Raw genomic sequence first — 15414 nt, forward strand, 5'->3', positions numbered from 1 at the left:
CTAATATTACATTATTATTTACCGGTAAGGAGCACGACTATGAAAACTTTTTCAACCTTAGACATCTATTTATCTTCATTCCTTTTTCTTAATGGTGAGGAACCCGACCTTACAATCAAGAACAACAAAGTGGCTTTCAATTTCGATGCCAATGATAATGTTTACCGACTCATGGCAGAATTCAACACAAACCCGGAAATACCTTGTCTTGATCTGATAACGGCAATAAAAACGCTTAGAGGAAAGATGCTTTCAGCTAAAGAGAGCATAACTGGAAACGGTGGACGATATGGATATAATCACAGATAACGGGCAAACCGGATTTACAAAAAATGAAAATGAGTCTTTTTTACGTCGTGCTCTTGAATATCAAAAAATGGGTTTTTCAATAATTCCATTAAGAATCGACAAAACGCCACACATTAAATGGGAAGCTTTTCAAAAGCAAAAAGCAAAGATCGGAGATGTTACAGGTTGGTGGAAAAAATGGACTGATGCTAATATCGGCGTCGTGACAGGGTCTATATCCGGGCTTGTTGTGGTTGATGTCGATGATATGAAGATCGGGCTTTCAGAGCTTGCAAAGGTAATCCCGGTAGGCATTGAAACACCAACAGCGCAAACACCTTCAGGCGGACTACACTTTTATTTTAAACATCCGGACAGAAGAATCGAATGCAATAGAAAAACTATTCCGGGTTGTGATTTTCAAGGCGATGGGGGCTACGTCGTTGCACCGCCTTCGTATTGTGAGTATATAAAGCATGGCAAGGATATAAAGGGTTCTTATACATGGGTTAAATCCCCTGATGATTGCACCTTTGCGCCTTTGCCTGAAGCATATATAAATGCATTTGATTCTTTTAATAATAATTCTTTATATAAGGGTGGTAAGGTTGACACCTTACAACACCTTACAGACCTTACAGAACCTTACAGATATTTCATTGAAGGCCGCAGGGATGAGGACATTTTTCGTATTGCCAATGCACTTGTAAAGGCCAATTGTGCACCCGGTATTATACAGCATGTGCTTAATATACTTGCACTTTCTTGTGATCCACCTTTTCCTGAAAAAGACATTAATGCGAAAATTCAGTCAGCTTTACAGCGCGCGGCGCGACGTGAAAGAAACCTTTTGGAAGAAATTAGGACGTGGTGGACCTTACAAGAAGGTTACACAGACCTTACAAATATGAAACAGACCTTACAACTCCTTACAAAGGAAGAACGGAACCATGCTGATGTCATAATTCACAGACTCAAGGAGGAAGGTTTCATTGAGAAGTACGGTAACAAAGCAGGCGTTTATCGCCGTGTTGACAAGGATTTTGAGCGTGTCGACTTTCTCAGTGCTTCAGGAAGAGAGACAAATATTAACCTACCGCTTGACTTAAACGACCTTGCAAAACTATACGCCGGAAGCATTATTGTCGTTGCCGGTAGCAAAGAGGCAGGCAAAACCGCGTTCCTTCTAAATATCGCTTTAGCTAATTTGGGTAAAAAGCGCATTGTTTATCTCAATTCTGAAATGGGAGAGGACGAGTTGAAAAATCGCCTTCTAAATTTCGGCAACGTAAAACTTGAGACCTGGGCGGAAAAAATGGAAGTATTCAGGCTAAAACCGACGCAGACCCCGGCGGACTTTATTGACGGATCGGACACTATCTGGATTGTAGATTATCTCGAAATTGCAGAGGACTTCTCAAAGATAGCCCTTCCTATAGCTCATGTTCACGGAAAGTTAGGAAATGGCCTTGCCTTTATCGGCCTACAGAAGGCAGATGATAAAGAGATAGGACGCGGGGCCGACTTCAGTAGAGAAAAGGCGCGCTTGTATATTTCTCTTGATTGGGATTCGGAACGCCGACAGAATCGGATAAAAATTATTGATTGTAAGGCATGGAGAGACAGGAACCCGCGCGGGCTTTACAGATATTACAAATTGGTAAAGGGGGCTGGCATTATTCCACAAGGGAATTGGCAGGAATGAATAATACAAAAAGAGGTGAAATGAATGGAAAACATTAGTTACAAAGACATGGATGTTATCGGCGGCGAAGAAGTTAGAATATCAAGGGAGCAGAATCTCTACCCGGATATGCAGAACGGGCAGCACTTTACAACTCTTGAAGCATTGCCGGGCTATCTTGCCGGACAGATCAGCACGTCAAGCAATCCGACAGTGACAATGCAGCATCTTTCCGAACAGCTACTACAGGGCGGCCTTATGATGCCGCAGGAGTATGTTCGTTTCCAAACTCTTACCAATGAGATGAAGGCAGCAAACACAGACGAAAGCAAAACCGAAATTCTGAAAAGAACAACAGTTTTCTTAAACGGGCTACGGCCTAAAAAAATTTAAAGGGGGTTTCACATGGAAGATGTTTTAAAAAGGATTGAATCGACTTTGGCCTCATCAAATGCAGCCGGTAATCTTGCAGGGTTTGCAGAGGACAGGACAGAAACAGAGAAAACAAAATCTGATATTGAATCTGATATTTTCTTACTTCAGGCAGACCATAAAACTCTATCCGATTCCCTCAGTTCTGCTACAGATGAAAAAGAGATCGACGAAGGGACCTTAAAGCTAATTCAGATTGAGAAGAAGATTGCACTTAAAACAGAGAAACTACCGGCTTTAATTGCATCGTTGGCAGAGACCGAACGACAGGAAAAAGAATACAGGTTAGCTCACAAGCTCGATGCTGATTTATGGCGGCCCGTCCGGGAACCGATTCAACAGCAGGCGGCGGTGTTGCATCACAATCTAATAAAGGCGTTGGAAGCAATAAACGATTTTGATAGTGAAATTTACAAACTCTTCCACAAGTACAATGCAAGCCCGAACAAGTCAGAGCTTGAAGCTATGCTCATGACTTTTATCGGTCCTAAAACCGGCTTTTATATTGATTTGGTGCCTGTTCACGATAAGCGCAAAATGACAGAGTAAGGAGGATAACATTATGAAAACAATCACATTTCTAACAGAAGTAAGGCAGCATGGCAAACAGGGTCATAGATTTGCAGGTTCAGCTTTATCAAAATACAGACTTTGTACTTTTGGCAGATCGTTAGAGAGAAGTGATGAGCCTTACGGGGAAGTGGTTATTCCGATTAAGATGGTGGAAGAGCAGGGCTATCCAACAAGTATAACATTGAATTTTGAGAAGTAGGGGGTAACATGCAACGTGTCAATGATGATGAACTTTTAAAAATGCTTGACGATAAGATACCACAAAAAGATATTGCAAAGCACTTTGGGGTGTCAAACGGTTGGATTACAAAACGCAAGCAGTTATTGCAGACGCCAGAACCGGAAAACTTTTCAAAATTGACTGAGCAGCAAAGATGTTTTGTTATTGAAAAGGTTAAAGGCCGAAGCAATGTTGATGCGGCTTTTACTGCTTATAACGCCACATCAAGGGATAGTGCTCGAAATATCGCTTCTGACTTGATGCAGAAGGATGAAATAAATTTATCAATCCGGGAATTAATGGAAAACCACGGGTTGACAAGAATCTATCGCATTAAGAGGCTTAAACAACATGTTGACAATAAGTCTCCTGATATTTCCCTGAAAGCATTACACCAGTCATGGCAGTTAGGTGGGGACTATGCGCCAACACAAACTAAGAATCTCAACCTCAATGTAGATGTAATCCCGGAGTTAGATCAAGCACTGATTGAAAGATTCAGGATAAAGCCTATTTTACCTGATGAAAATGAATAGCGCGTTGGGAAGGGGATATACGATGGAGGGCGAAAAGTTAATTTTCCCCCTCCCCCCCCTCGATCCGTGACACCCCTAAAGGAGGTTTTGAAATGATGGATAATATTGAAGATGTTTGCAGTTATTATTATAAGTGTGAAGTAAACATATGCCCGCTTGACCCTGGTATAGCTGACAGGAATTATATTTCAGGTGAAAAGGTATGCAGGAAGATTCTTGATTACCTCGAAGGCAAACCGACAAAACTCGACGAACAGATACGAAAAACAGAACATATCTGGAAAGCAAAGTACGGGAAGAAACTCGAAGCACGTTTAAATAGTAGAATGCAGATAAGAGAAGCATTCAGAAAGGCAGTTTGAAAGCGTCATACAGCAGTCATTGTTTCACATTGTGAGTATGACATGACTATTAGTATTCATGACAATTTGAGGTCATAGAAAGGATATGAAAACCATACTTGAACCGGAAGATATTCAGGCAATAGCTGAAAAAGTTATTGAACTTATCCGGCCTTTATTATCACAAAATAAGCCTTCTGAATCCATTATGGATAAGAAAGGTTTATCTGAATATCTTCAAGTTGACGTTTCATGGATTGACAAGAACCTTTACCAATTGCCGCACTTCAAGGCCGGGAAGTATGTCCGATTCAGGCAAGTCAACATTGACAAGTGGATAAACAGTATTGAAAAGACCCCTTTACCTTATCTTAAATTGTTGAAAAATAACAGGTGAACCCTTGATTGTAAGTCAAATTACTGTAAAAAAGATACTTATAAAATCAGGTATTTACAATGCAATGTGAAGTGAATTGTGAACTCAATATTTTACTTGACTTCTAACTATGTTAGATATATAAATATGATTATGGATGCTTGGACACCAGAAAGGATTAAAGGATTGAGAAATAGATTTAATTTATCTCAAGTGGCTTTAGGCGGGCTTACCGGTGTATCAGGCAATTATATCTGGATGTTAGAAGGAGGTGATAAAACTAAAAAGCCGTCAAAAACACTGTGTCTGTTGTTAGATCGTATTGAAAAGGAATTACAGGAAAATGAAAACGAAAAGGAGGTTATGAGACATGGCACGAAAGATAAAAGGTCTTTATAAACGTGGTAATGTCTGGTGGTGCTGTTATAAGGATTTAACCGGGAAGATTGTCCGGGAAACAACAAAGCACGCGGATTATGACAAAGCGGTAGAATTTCTCACAGAAAAAAAATTCAATGTTCAAAGAGGAATAGAACCTGAAGTTATTCAAAATATCAATTATACCTTTAAGGAGCTTGTTGTTGAATATCTGAAATGGTGTGAAAGACAACGGAGCTTTGATAGTAAAAAGATATTCATAAAACAATTGCTTGATGCTTTCGGACATATGCCTTTGAAGAATTTCAACACCATGATGGTTGAACAATTCCAGACAGATCGTATTCAAAAAGGAAACAAACCGGCTACAGTCAACAGGCTTGTTGCTACACTGAAACATTCATTTACAAAGGCTTATGACTGGAACATGATAACCGAAACAATATTGAAAAAGGTAAGAAAGGTGAAGCTTCTGGAAGAAAATAACCGGCGACTGCGTTATTTATCAAAAGAAGAATGTCAGGCCTTAGTAAATGCCTGTGATGCTCATTTAAAGCCGATTGTTATTACAGCATTAAACAGCGGTTGCAGGAAGGAAGAAATATTAAGCTTGAAGTGGGATCAGATAGATATGAAACATGGTTTTATTCTGTTAGATATAACAAAGAACGGCGAAAGAAGGGAAATTCCTATCAATGGCACTTTGCGTACTACCTTTGAAGCATTACCTCGAAGGCTTGACGGCGGTTATGTATTCTTTGATCCAAAGAACGGCGCAAGGTATCAGGAAGTCAAAAGGTCATTTGCTACAGCATTGAGAAAAACAGGAATAAGAGACTTTCACTTTCACGACCTTAGACATACCTTTGCTTCACATCTTGTTATGGCAGGCATAGATTTAACAACAGTTTCAAGGCTTTTAGGACACAAAAGCCTTGCAATGACTTTGAGATATTCACATTTATCACCACAACATTTCACAAAGGCGGTTGACGTACTCGACAACGTTTTAAATGATAATTTTAATTCCACTTCACATTTAGTTCACAATCAAAGGATAGTTCACAATGGCTAATGCTCATAGATGGTTGATTTTATTGGTGGGCCGTGGAGGATTCGAACCTCCGACCAATTGATTAAGAGTCAACTGCTCTGCCAGACTGAGCTAACGGCCCCGGATTGTTTTATATAGCACATAAACGAAAGAAAATTCAAACCAATTTTATTTTTAGTTATTGCAAAAGAAATATTTCACATATCTATCAAAAATACGTTGACTAAAGGGAATCTATTATGATAAAAATGATTGGTTTGAATTGGGTATGTCTATATCTGAAAATAATAAGGATGTAGTCAGATCTTTAATAAGCTTTAGCTCGCTTGGCTTAGAAATGGGTCTTTCCGTTGCCATAGGCATTGGGATTGGCTACTTTCTTGATTTTTATTTCAAGACATCCCCTTACCTGACCATAATATTTATGCTTTTTGGCGTCGCAGCAGCATTTAAAACAATATTTATGCTACTGAAGAAGGTTAAAAGGGAAAATGAAAGAAACAACAATAAGTAATATAGAGCATGTTAATGTTATCGTGCTTGTAATTGGGTCTATATTATCAATATTGATTATGAGAGAGTTCAAATATCTTTTCAGTTTTGCCTTAGCAAGTTCCATTATGACATTAAATTTTAGATTCTTAAAAAAGATTATGGAAGCAGGTTTCCTGAAATCTGAGATCAGCAAAAAAGATCTCATTATTAAACTTCCTTTAAAGTTTCTTGTTCTTATGGGTCTTATGGTTGTTATATTGTTGTATGGAGATATCAATGTAGTATTTTTTCTCATTGGTTTATCAACAGTGTTTATATCAATTGTGATAAATCAAATAATTATTTTATTCAGTCCTGAGGCAAAAAGGAGGCAAAACAATGGAGCATAGTTTTTCATGGGCTTCTTTATTTCCGTTTCTGCATAATGACCCCCAGGTAGTAAATGGGATTATTGTTTCAATAATACTTCTCATTATCGTAATTTTAGGCTACAGACAGTTGAAAAGGACGGAAGACGAGGTTGTGCCGGAACCTAAATGCACTTTCAGAAACTTTACCGAAATGATTGTTGATAACCTTTCAAGCATTATAACAGATACCATGGGACCGAGAGGCAAGGAATTCGTATTAGTTGTTGGAACACTTGCTTTATTCATTCTCTTTAACAATCTTTCCGGGCTTGTACCGGGTTTTTCACCGTGCACTGACAATGTAAACACAACATTTGCCTGCTCACTGACAGTCTTTGTTATGACACACTATTACGGATTTAAAGAACATGGCGTAAAATATTTGAAACAATTTGTGGGGCCTATGTGGGCGCTCGCACCATTGATGATCCCCGTAGAACTTATCGGGCATTTTGCCAGACCATTATCGCTGGGGTTAAGGCTTTTCGGAAATATATTAGGCGACCATCTTGTAACTGCCATTTTTTTCGGTCTTATACCTTTACTGGTCCCTTTGCCTGTTATGTTACTCGGTTTATTTGTAGCATTTGTTCAAACGTTTGTATTTATGCTGTTGTCCATGGCGTATTTCTCAGGGGCAATTTCGCATGAAGAGCATTAAAAATTTATAGAAAGGGGTGAGATTTAATGAAAAAATTATTAACAGTTATGATGCTTCTCGGGATTTTCGTATGTTTTTCTTTCAGTATTGCAATGGCCGCTGAAGAAGTAAAAGGGCTTGAACCGCAGGTAAAACAGATGATTGCACTCGCGGCAGGTTTTGGTATTGCTGTTGCAGCTTTCGGCGGAGCACTCGGTCAGGGAAAGAGTATTACATCAGCGCTTGACGGCATAGCAAGAAATCCAGGTGCAGCAGGAAAGATAGTAACTCCTATGATTATCGGTCTTGCTATGATTGAATCACTTGTAATATATTCCCTCGTCGTTTCATTGCTTTTAATCTTTAAGCTTTAGAACGATTTTTTACGGGGGTGGCAACCACGCCTACCCCCGTAATTTGTGGTATTTATTATTCAAGACAATTCTGAAAAGTCCTATCAATATGTTTGTGTGCGTCCCGGGATAAATGTTTGATAAGACGGATTATTAATATGATATAATCTATACGGATCGTCTTTTCGTAGCAGGGTCGTGAAAAGTAATAGAGCTCTTTCTGATAATACAGATGCTGCGTGAGATCAAATTCATATAGTTTTGACTTTTTTGCCTGCCAAATTGTTCAGTATTCTAATCTGAATCGAGCTTTCTTTTGATATTATTCCAGAAATCCAAAATATCTCTCATATAAGGTGATTTCTTCATATCAAGCCCTTTTTCTCCAATATAGCTGTCATAGTGTTTTATAATAAATTCATCAGGAATGCTGTCTATAATGGTATAGAGGTCTTTTTTCTCTGCAGACTGGATTTTCATTATCGCTGCAGACCTGTCTATTTTCTCATCAATACCGTATACAGTCTTTACGTTCTGCGGCAAATCCTTCATGTCACGATAAATGGCTAGATACTTGCTTGTGAATTCCTGATCATTCATCTTTTTGAGTTTAGCAATGTTGGTTTCCTTTATTTTGTTAATATCAGTAACTGCAACATAGCCTTTTGCAAACAGTTTAACCACTGCACCTACGAAAAGCTCTTTCGTTTTTACCGCATCAGAGTCTTTATCGCTTTTATCTTCTTTCACTTCCGCAGCACAGAACGCGTCACATATAAAGGACAACAGCAGGAGCACAATTACCACAAAACTTATTGTATTCGATTTTGTCCTGTTCATGCCGAATAAGTTTACGCCACAGTTAAACAGCTGTCAATACACTGAAACTATTTACTGTAATCCTGCCCATATGAAACAAAGATTGTTTCTCAGCAACAAATCTTTTTAAATAAAATATATCTATTAAGATAAATTTGTTCATGAAAAGATATTGCAAACTTTTTGTAAAAAGTATACTTTTACAAAGGGGCTTTCATTATGAAAAAAATTGTTGTTTCAGCTTTTATATTGGCTTTTATAATTACCGGAAATGTATATGCTTCAAATGATGCATTTGAAAAAACTGATGCAAACAAGGATGGAAAGATTGATGCAAAAGAATTTGATTCGGCAGTTAATAACAAATTTAAGCAATACGATAAAAATAGTGACGGCTTCATTGACGATAAAGAGCTTAATATTGCAAAAGATCCTGAAGCAGCCAAAGAATTCAAGTTTATGGACAAAAACAAGGACGGAAAGATAAGTAATGATGAATTCAAGTCCTCTGCCTTTGAAAGATTTAAACTTTTTGATAAGAATAGAGACGGCACACTCAGCACTACTGAGTATAAAGCTGAACGGGCATATCCCATTCTTAAATTCTATTTTTAATCAACAGTATTCAGATACATTAAAATAAAGTGAAAATATTTAACAAATCTTTTACATAACAGTGATGGAGCTGACAGGATAACGTATGGATTACCGGGAAATAATGGAAAGCGCACTTGAGGCAATGGGAAACATGGCAGAGATAAACAATCCATACAAGAAAGGACACCACAAAAGGGTTTCATCTCTGTCCGGAAAAATTGCAGAAGAGATGGGTATTGAAAGCGACGACATATACCTGATCCGGGTTGCTGCAAGCATTCATGATATTGGAGAAATAGCCATTCCAATAGATATACTCTGCAAGGTCACAAGACTTACACACATAGAGTCAATGCTTTTAAAAGAACATCCTGAGAAATCCTTTAGCATTCTGAAAGATTTGAAGTTTCCCGGGATCGTGGCTGAAACAATCCTCCAACACCATGAAAGAATTGACGGCTCCGGGTATCCTCGAGGTTTGAAGGGCAATGAAATACTCAGGTCAGCGAAGATTATCTCTGTGGCAGACACAGTGGATGCCATAATATCCGACCGTTCATATCATTATGCCAGGCCTGTTGAGCAGGCGCTCAAAGATATTGAACAGGAAAATAATGTTTTATACGACCCGGAAGTTGTGGATGCCTGTACAGTACTCTTTCGTAATAAAGGATTTACATTATAATGAAAAAGTACATTCTGCATAGGGATACTGCACCAAAAACATCCCTTATTGAGTATGAAAAAGAGCTGAATGAAGAGCAACTAAATGTAGTAATGTGCGGAAACGGGCCGATTCTTGTTATAGCAGGTGCCGGAAGCGGCAAGACACGCGTCGTCACATACCGGGTTGCAAGGCTTTTGGAACAGGGAGCATCGCCGAACAGTATACTGCTTCTCACATTCACAAACAAAGCTGCAAGGGAAATGCTCCACCGTGTGGAGCACCTGTTAAAAATAAACACCAGATATATGTGGGGCGGCACTTTCCATCATATCGGCAATATGATATTGAGACAGCATTGCGAGCTGCTTGGTTTTAAGAAAAATTTTACAATCCTCGACAATGAAGATGCAAAAGACATGGTTGAGCTTGCAGTAAAAGAACTGAAAATAGATAAGAAGGAAAGGAGATTCCCTAAAGGCACATTAATAAAAAAGATACTAAGTTATTCAGTAAACACGATGGATACTGTAGAAGCGTGCATTAAAGAAAGGTATCCCTTCTTCTTTGACATAATCGATGAAATAGCAGCAGTAGAAAAAAAATATACAGAAAAGAAAAAAGCCACTAATTCAATGGATTTTGATGACCTGATTTTCTTCTGGCATAAGATACTATCTGAAAACGAGCATTTGAGAACGCATTATGCCGCAGTTTTTTCTCACATTCTCGTTGACGAGTATCAGGACACAAACACGATACAGGCACAGATTGTTGATTTTATGGGGCTGATAAACCGAAACGTAACTGTTGTCGGAGACGACGCCCAGAGCATTTACTCTTTCAGGGGTGCAAACTTTCAAAACATCCTTGAGTTTCAGAAAAGATATGAAGAAGCCAGGATATTCAAGCTTGAGACTAATTACAGAAGCACCCCGGAGATACTGGAGCTTGCAAACGACTCCATATCACAAAACAAAAAACAATTTTTTAAAAATCTGAAAAGCATAAGAGGCAGCGGCGTGATTCCCGTTGTAACACATTTAAGAGATGTAATGGAACAAGCAGAATTTGTTGCACAGAGAGTGCTTGAGTTGAGAGATGAAGGTGTGCCTCTGAATCAAATTGCAGTGCTCTACAGGGCCCATTACCATTCAATGGAACTCCAGATGGAGCTGACCCGCAGAGATATCCCTTTTGAGATAAGAAGCGGATTGCGTTTCTTTGAACAGGCGCACATAAAAGATGTTATTTCGTTCTTAAGGATAATGAACAATATATACGACGAAGTTTCATGGAAGAGGATGCTGAAGCTGTTTCCCAGGGTAGGCAACAGAACGGCAGATCACATCTATGAATATATCAAAACCTGTCCTGACCCGATTCACACATTTATCTCAAAGAGTATTATTGAGCATTTTAAGAGTATACAAAAAGAAAATATTGAAATATGGTCAAAACTTTTCAATGAGCTTTCCACGCTGCTGGAGGAAGAAGCATTATCCGACATGATCTCTGCTGTACTGAAGCATGGTTATACGGAATATCTTAAATATAACTACCCTAACTCAGATTCAAGACTTGAGGACATCGGACAACTGATAAATTTTTCCACCCAGTATCAGTCTCTGGAAGCCTTTTTGAGCGAGCTGTCCCTCTTAAGCGGAGTCAGTGGCGAAGAGATCGTAAGCGCCGCAGATGATGATGAAAAAATGATCTTAAGCACCATTCATCAGGCAAAAGGGCTTGAGTGGAAAGCAGTATTTATCATATGGTGCGCTGAAGGCAGATTCCCGAACCCGAAGGCTATAGAAGAAGGCAACGACGAGGAAGAAAGAAGGCTTTTCTATGTGGCTTCCACAAGGGCAATGGACGAATTGTATCTGTGCTGTCCTCTTTTGACTTTCGATAAACAGGCAGGCCATGTAATCCTCAGACCTTCAAGATTTATCTCAGAATTAAAGGGCAGCTCCTACGATGAGTGGCATGTATCGGAGTATTAAAACCGACAAAAAATAATCTGATAAGCCTGTCCGGAGAATTTGCTAACATTGTGTTAGCAAATTCTTAAATCTCCGTAAATTCAATAACCACGCCATTTAACAAGCCATCATTTTTAAAACCTCCTGATGAGATACAGGGTATTATCCGGGAGTTAAAATTATGATAGTGAATAGAGAATAAATATTATTTCAAGACCCGGCCACAAAAGTTCATTTAACATTCAGGCGAAATTGTTTGTATTTTTCATTTCATAGGGGTAGAATTTTCGTAAACAGGGTGAAGGGGCGGTTCCAATTTCAAATTGAGAATTTAGAATTTAGAATAACCCGAAATGTGCAAATTTAGTCTCAAAATGCGCGTTGCAGAAACGCTTGCCTGTATTGGTTTTACGGAGATTTTGGAAGTTTCTGACAATGTGTCAGAAAAAAGTTGCAAGTTGAAAACTATGGACTATTTGCTATTACCCGTTGGATGTTTTGAGAAAGGTGGAGCTAACATGTATGGTTGGAGAATCTGGTCTCACAGGTTCTGGTTGACACCCCGAAAACCATTTGATAGCATTAGGGAAAACAAATTAGGACAAGTAAAAAGGTCTTATTCCAATGTTAGGTTCCAAGGTTTTCCTGTAAAAGTTGTAAGGAAGTTGCTGACGATGTTGACGTCAGCATAATAAGGAGATACTAAATGGCCGATAACAACGAACTGGAAAGAACCCTCTGGGCTACGGCAGATAAGCTGCGCAACAATATGGATGCGGCACAATATAAACACGTTGTCCTGGGATTGATCTTTCTCAAATACATTTCCGACGCCTTCAATGACCTTCACGAGAAATTGAAAGAAGGTAAAGGGGAATCTGAAGGCGCAGACCCGGAAGACAGGGATGAATACCTTGCCAAAAATATTTTCTTCGTTCCGGAAAAGGCCCGTTGGCAATTCCTCCAGGACCATGCTAAGCTGCCGGAGATAGGCAAGTTCGTTGACGAAGCCATGGAGGCAATCGAGAAAATCAATCCATCACTCAAGGGTGTTCTGCCGCAAATTTACGCCGATGCTGATCTGAACAAACAAAGGCTCGGTGAATTGATTGACCTTATTGCAACTATCGGATTTAACCAGGATGGCCATACATCAAAGGATCTGCTCGGCAGAGTATATGAATACTTTCTTGGCCAGTTTGCTGACGCAGAAGGTAAAAAAGGCGGCCAGTTCTGGACTCCTCAAAGCATCGTGAAGCTCCTTGTCGAAATGCTGGAACCTTACAAAGGGCGTGTCTATGACGGCTGCTGCGGCTCAGGCGGCATGTTTGTCCAGAGCGAGAAATTCATTCTCAGCCATCAGGGCAATATCAAGGACATCTCGATTTACGGGCAGGAATCGAACCCGGCAACTCTCCGTCTTGCCAGAATGAATCTTGCCATTCGAGGCATAGACGCCCAACTGGAAGTCGGGGACACCTTTCTGAATGACAGGTTCAAGGACAAGGATTTGAAATTCGATTTCATTCTTGCCAATCCACCCTTCAACATAAGCGATTGGAGCGGCGAGCTTCTGCGCGATGACAGCCGCTGGAAATACGGTGTTCCGCCAACAGGTAATGCCAACTATGCCTGGCTTCAGCACTTTGCCCATAAACTGAGTCCCAGCGGTACTGCCGGAATTGTTCTTGCCAACGGCAGTATGAACAGCAATACAGGTGGAGAGAGTGAGATACGGAAGAACATGATCGAAGCGGGATTGATAGATTGTATGGTTGCCCTTCCCTCACAGCTTTTCTACAATACCATGATTCCAGCCTGTCTCTGGTTTCTGGCACGGAACAAAACCAATCACAAATTCCGTGACCGCTCGAAAGAGATTCTCTTTATTGATACCCGCAAACTCGGCACAATGCTCAACCGTCGCAACCGCGAATTGACCGATGCCGATATAGCCCTCATCGCAGGCACATACCACAGTTGGCGCAGCAAGGATGGTAAATACGAAGACAAAGCAGGTTTCTGTAAATCCGCCACAATTGAAGAGGTGCAAAATAACGGACATGTATTAATGCCCGGACGTTACGTGGGTACAGAGGAAGAGATAGACGACGGCATTCCTTTTGATAAGAAGATGAAGTCTCTTACTACAAAACTGGCTGAGCAGTTTGCCAAAAGCTCGGAATTGGAGAAGACCATTCGGGAGAATCTCAAAGGGATTGGATATGAGTTTTAGGGAAGGCGAAATGATTGAATTTAAGAAAAGCCTTACCTCCCTCAAGGAGGGCTTGATTTCAATCTCGGCAATCCTCAATAAACATGGAGCAGGTGAACTTTGGTTCGGCATTGCCCCTGACGGCAAACCAACAGGCCTTGTTATAAATGAAAAGACACTCCGTGATATTTCGCAATCCATTGCAGCGCACATTGAACCCAGGATTTACCCCCAGATTACCCCGGAAATACTTAACGGAAAGACCTGTATTAAGATAGCCTTTTCAGGAAGGGAAAGGCCCTATTTCGCATACGGCAGGGCTTACATGCGCGTGGCCGATGAGGACAGACACCTTACTGCAAAAGAACTTGAAAACCTGATTCTTGCCAGAAACCGCGAGGCGCTCCGCTGGGATAATGAACCCTGCAAAATCTCCATCAAAGAACTTAATGAAAGGAAAATCAGGGCATTTGTAAAGCGGTCCGGTCTGGTATGGGACAATGCCTCCAATGTACTGGAGAAACTGAGCCTTATGCAGGATGGACAATTGCTCAATGCAGCTCCTCTCTTTTTTGCCAAAAAACCTACGCTTCAACTGCGCTGCGCTGTTTTTGCCTCAACGGATACGGCAACAATTATTGACCGTCACGATTACGAAGGAGACATTCTTGCACTTATCGAAGAAGCGCAGAAATACATTCTCAAAAATATTCACATCGGCATGAAACTCGATGGCCTCTACCGCGTGGATGTTCCTGAAATTTCGGTGGCAGCTATGCGCGAGGCGATTATCAACGCATTCTGCCATCGTGACTATCACGACCCGGACTATGTGCAAATAGCCATTTTCAAAGACCGTGTTGAAATCCGTAATCCCGGCAAGTTGTATGGTAATCTGACAATTGAGAAAATACGCAAAGGTAACGTGTCTCAGCGAAGGAATCCCCTCATTGCGGAATTGCTCCGCCGTATTCAGATGGTTGAGACCTGGGGACGGGGCATGCGCCTCATCCTTGCTGAGGAGCCGACTGTCCAATTCAGCGAAGTAGCCCATCTTTTTATCGCCGCTTTTAGCAGGCCCTCATTCGCTGAACCGGATAAGACTATCGATAAAACCACAGCCCCAAAGGAACCGGAACAAATCACCGAAGAAAGTTCGGGGAAAAGTTCGGGGAAAACAGAAGAACAGATCATTGCGCTGTTTTCGGTTAATGGAAAGCTGACCATTCCTGAACTGGCGGAAACCCTCGGTGTTACAACCCGCGCGATAGAGAAACAGATCGCCCGCCTACGCGGCCAAGGCCGTCTGCGTCGCGTGGGTCCGGCCAAAGGCGGGCACTGGGAGGTGGTGAAATGA

At 40.6% G+C, this 15414-nt stretch carries 20 protein-coding genes and 1 tRNA gene; 19 read left to right on the forward strand and 2 right to left on the reverse strand.

What is annotated here, in order from left to right; all coding sequences use genetic code 11:
* The first annotated feature begins 39 nt into the window (after positions 1–39).
* The 10 genes from NT010_11060 (at position 40) to NT010_11105 (ending at position 5903) form a co-directional block, all read left to right on the forward strand.
* Positions 40–309, forward strand: a complete 270-nt coding sequence (locus NT010_11060; GenBank protein MCX5806587.1) for a hypothetical protein — start codon at positions 40–42, stop codon at positions 307–309.
* Positions 290–1993 (forward strand): bifunctional DNA primase/polymerase, encoded by a 1704-nt coding sequence (locus NT010_11065; GenBank protein MCX5806588.1) that lies wholly within the window; start codon positions 290–292, stop codon positions 1991–1993. The genes NT010_11060 and NT010_11065 overlap by 20 nt, the downstream gene beginning before the upstream one ends.
* A 24-nt stretch (positions 1994–2017) precedes the next feature.
* Entirely contained in the window at positions 2018–2365 is a 348-nt protein-coding gene (locus NT010_11070) for a hypothetical protein (protein ID MCX5806589.1), read from the forward strand.
* A 12-nt stretch (positions 2366–2377) separates the two neighbouring features.
* Positions 2378–2953, forward strand: coding sequence for a hypothetical protein (locus tag NT010_11075; GenBank protein MCX5806590.1), 576 nt, complete (start codon positions 2378–2380; stop codon positions 2951–2953).
* A 13-nt stretch (positions 2954–2966) separates the two neighbouring features.
* A complete protein-coding gene (locus NT010_11080) occupies positions 2967–3176 on the forward strand; it encodes a hypothetical protein (protein MCX5806591.1) in 210 nt (69 codons plus the stop codon).
* A gap of 8 nt (positions 3177–3184) precedes the next feature.
* Positions 3185–3733 carry a terminase small subunit gene (locus NT010_11085; GenBank protein MCX5806592.1) on the forward strand — a complete coding sequence of 183 codons (549 nt, stop codon included), beginning with the start codon at positions 3185–3187 and terminating at the stop codon, positions 3731–3733.
* Positions 3734–3825: 92 nt separating this feature from the next.
* Positions 3826–4095 (forward strand): hypothetical protein, encoded by a 270-nt coding sequence (locus NT010_11090; GenBank protein ID MCX5806593.1) that lies wholly within the window; start codon positions 3826–3828, stop codon positions 4093–4095.
* Positions 4096–4180: 85 nt separating this feature from the next.
* Complete coding sequence (locus NT010_11095) at positions 4181–4471, forward strand: hypothetical protein (GenBank protein ID MCX5806594.1); 291 nt, start codon at positions 4181–4183, stop codon at positions 4469–4471.
* A 126-nt stretch (positions 4472–4597) separates the two neighbouring features.
* Positions 4598–4849 carry a hypothetical protein gene (locus NT010_11100; protein ID MCX5806595.1) on the forward strand — a complete coding sequence of 84 codons (252 nt, stop codon included), beginning with the start codon at positions 4598–4600 and terminating at the stop codon, positions 4847–4849.
* Positions 4821–5903 carry a site-specific integrase gene (locus NT010_11105; protein ID MCX5806596.1) on the forward strand — a complete coding sequence of 361 codons (1083 nt, stop codon included), beginning with the start codon at positions 4821–4823 and terminating at the stop codon, positions 5901–5903. The genes NT010_11100 and NT010_11105 overlap by 29 nt, the downstream gene beginning before the upstream one ends.
* 23 nt (positions 5904–5926) lie before the next feature.
* On the opposite strand, the gene NT010_11110 is transcribed toward NT010_11105, so the two are convergent.
* A tRNA-Lys gene (locus NT010_11110) sits at positions 5927–6003 on the reverse strand.
* Between the two features lie 147 nt (positions 6004–6150).
* On the opposite strand from NT010_11110, the gene NT010_11115 reads away from it, so the two are divergent.
* The 4 genes from NT010_11115 to atpE all read left to right on the forward strand — a co-directional run bounded on the left by NT010_11115 (position 6151) and on the right by atpE (position 7801).
* Positions 6151–6396 carry an AtpZ/AtpI family protein gene (locus tag NT010_11115; GenBank protein MCX5806597.1) on the forward strand — a complete coding sequence of 82 codons (246 nt, stop codon included), beginning with the start codon at positions 6151–6153 and terminating at the stop codon, positions 6394–6396.
* On the forward strand, positions 6374–6766 hold the full coding sequence (locus NT010_11120; GenBank protein ID MCX5806598.1) for a hypothetical protein: 393 nt from the start codon (positions 6374–6376) through the stop codon (positions 6764–6766). Before NT010_11115 ends, NT010_11120 begins: the two co-directional genes overlap by 23 nt.
* Entirely contained in the window at positions 6756–7448 is a 693-nt protein-coding gene (gene atpB / locus NT010_11125; protein MCX5806599.1) for a F0F1 ATP synthase subunit A, read from the forward strand. Before NT010_11120 ends, atpB begins: the two co-directional genes overlap by 11 nt.
* Positions 7449–7585: 137 nt before the next feature.
* Complete coding sequence (gene atpE / locus NT010_11130) at positions 7586–7801, forward strand: ATP synthase F0 subunit C (protein MCX5806600.1); 216 nt, start codon at positions 7586–7588, stop codon at positions 7799–7801.
* 273 nt (positions 7802–8074) lie between these two features.
* On the opposite strand, the gene NT010_11135 is transcribed toward atpE, so the two are convergent.
* Positions 8075–8620 (reverse strand): hypothetical protein, encoded by a 546-nt coding sequence (locus tag NT010_11135; GenBank protein ID MCX5806601.1) that lies wholly within the window; start codon positions 8618–8620, stop codon positions 8075–8077.
* 198 nt (positions 8621–8818) lie between these two features.
* Between NT010_11135 and NT010_11140 the strand changes: the two genes are divergently transcribed.
* The 5 genes from NT010_11140 to NT010_11160 all read left to right on the forward strand — a co-directional run bounded on the left by NT010_11140 (position 8819) and on the right by NT010_11160 (position 15414).
* Positions 8819–9214 (forward strand): EF-hand domain-containing protein, encoded by a 396-nt coding sequence (locus NT010_11140; GenBank protein ID MCX5806602.1) that lies wholly within the window; start codon positions 8819–8821, stop codon positions 9212–9214.
* 85 nt (positions 9215–9299) lie between these two features.
* Complete coding sequence (locus NT010_11145) at positions 9300–9881, forward strand: HD domain-containing protein (protein ID MCX5806603.1); 582 nt, start codon at positions 9300–9302, stop codon at positions 9879–9881.
* A complete protein-coding gene (locus NT010_11150) occupies positions 9881–11863 on the forward strand; it encodes an ATP-dependent helicase (protein MCX5806604.1) in 1983 nt (660 codons plus the stop codon). Before NT010_11145 ends, NT010_11150 begins: the two co-directional genes overlap by 1 nt.
* A gap of 685 nt (positions 11864–12548) precedes the next feature.
* Positions 12549–14078: a class I SAM-dependent DNA methyltransferase gene (locus NT010_11155; protein ID MCX5806605.1), complete on the forward strand. Its 1530-nt coding sequence runs from the start codon at positions 12549–12551 to the stop codon at positions 14076–14078.
* Positions 14079–14088: 10 nt separating this feature from the next.
* Positions 14089–15414, forward strand: coding sequence for a putative DNA binding domain-containing protein (locus NT010_11160; GenBank protein MCX5806606.1), 1326 nt, complete (start codon positions 14089–14091; stop codon positions 15412–15414).

The organism is Pseudomonadota bacterium, from assembly GCA_026388275.1.
In the GTDB taxonomy this organism is placed as follows: Bacteria; Desulfobacterota; Syntrophorhabdia; order Syntrophorhabdales; family Syntrophorhabdaceae; genus JAPLKB01.

What these genes read in the sequence shown, in the direction of transcription:
- NT010_11085 (MCX5806592.1), top strand. Translation starts at nt 3,185, where the DNA reads ATGCAACGTGTCAATGATGATGAACTTTTAAAAATGCTTGACGATAAG.
- NT010_11060 (MCX5806587.1), top strand. Translation starts at nt 40, where the DNA reads ATGAAAACTTTTTCAACCTTAGACATCTATTTATCTTCATTCCTTTTT.
- NT010_11095 (MCX5806594.1), top strand. Translation starts at nt 4,181, where the DNA reads ATGAAAACCATACTTGAACCGGAAGATATTCAGGCAATAGCTGAAAAA.
- NT010_11120 (MCX5806598.1), top strand. Translation starts at nt 6,374, where the DNA reads ATGAAAGAAACAACAATAAGTAATATAGAGCATGTTAATGTTATCGTG.
- atpE (MCX5806600.1), top strand. Translation starts at nt 7,586, where the DNA reads ATGATTGCACTCGCGGCAGGTTTTGGTATTGCTGTTGCAGCTTTCGGC.
- NT010_11155 (MCX5806605.1), top strand. Translation starts at nt 12,549, where the DNA reads ATGGCCGATAACAACGAACTGGAAAGAACCCTCTGGGCTACGGCAGAT.
- NT010_11100 (MCX5806595.1), top strand. Translation starts at nt 4,598, where the DNA reads ATGATTATGGATGCTTGGACACCAGAAAGGATTAAAGGATTGAGAAAT.
- NT010_11160 (MCX5806606.1), top strand. Translation starts at nt 14,089, where the DNA reads ATGATTGAATTTAAGAAAAGCCTTACCTCCCTCAAGGAGGGCTTGATT.
- NT010_11070 (MCX5806589.1), top strand. Translation starts at nt 2,018, where the DNA reads ATGGAAAACATTAGTTACAAAGACATGGATGTTATCGGCGGCGAAGAA.
- NT010_11105 (MCX5806596.1), top strand. Translation starts at nt 4,821, where the DNA reads ATGGCACGAAAGATAAAAGGTCTTTATAAACGTGGTAATGTCTGGTGG.
- NT010_11080 (MCX5806591.1), top strand. Translation starts at nt 2,967, where the DNA reads ATGAAAACAATCACATTTCTAACAGAAGTAAGGCAGCATGGCAAACAG.
- NT010_11115 (MCX5806597.1), top strand. Translation starts at nt 6,151, where the DNA reads ATGTCTATATCTGAAAATAATAAGGATGTAGTCAGATCTTTAATAAGC.
- NT010_11075 (MCX5806590.1), top strand. Translation starts at nt 2,378, where the DNA reads ATGGAAGATGTTTTAAAAAGGATTGAATCGACTTTGGCCTCATCAAAT.
- NT010_11140 (MCX5806602.1), top strand. Translation starts at nt 8,819, where the DNA reads ATGAAAAAAATTGTTGTTTCAGCTTTTATATTGGCTTTTATAATTACC.
- NT010_11145 (MCX5806603.1), top strand. Translation starts at nt 9,300, where the DNA reads ATGGATTACCGGGAAATAATGGAAAGCGCACTTGAGGCAATGGGAAAC.
- atpB (MCX5806599.1), top strand. Translation starts at nt 6,756, where the DNA reads ATGGAGCATAGTTTTTCATGGGCTTCTTTATTTCCGTTTCTGCATAAT.
- NT010_11150 (MCX5806604.1), top strand. Translation starts at nt 9,881, where the DNA reads ATGAAAAAGTACATTCTGCATAGGGATACTGCACCAAAAACATCCCTT.
- NT010_11065 (MCX5806588.1), top strand. Translation starts at nt 290, where the DNA reads ATGGATATAATCACAGATAACGGGCAAACCGGATTTACAAAAAATGAA.
- NT010_11090 (MCX5806593.1), top strand. Translation starts at nt 3,826, where the DNA reads ATGATGGATAATATTGAAGATGTTTGCAGTTATTATTATAAGTGTGAA.
- NT010_11135 (MCX5806601.1), bottom strand. Translation starts at nt 8,620, where the DNA reads ATGAACAGGACAAAATCGAATACAATAAGTTTTGTGGTAATTGTGCTC.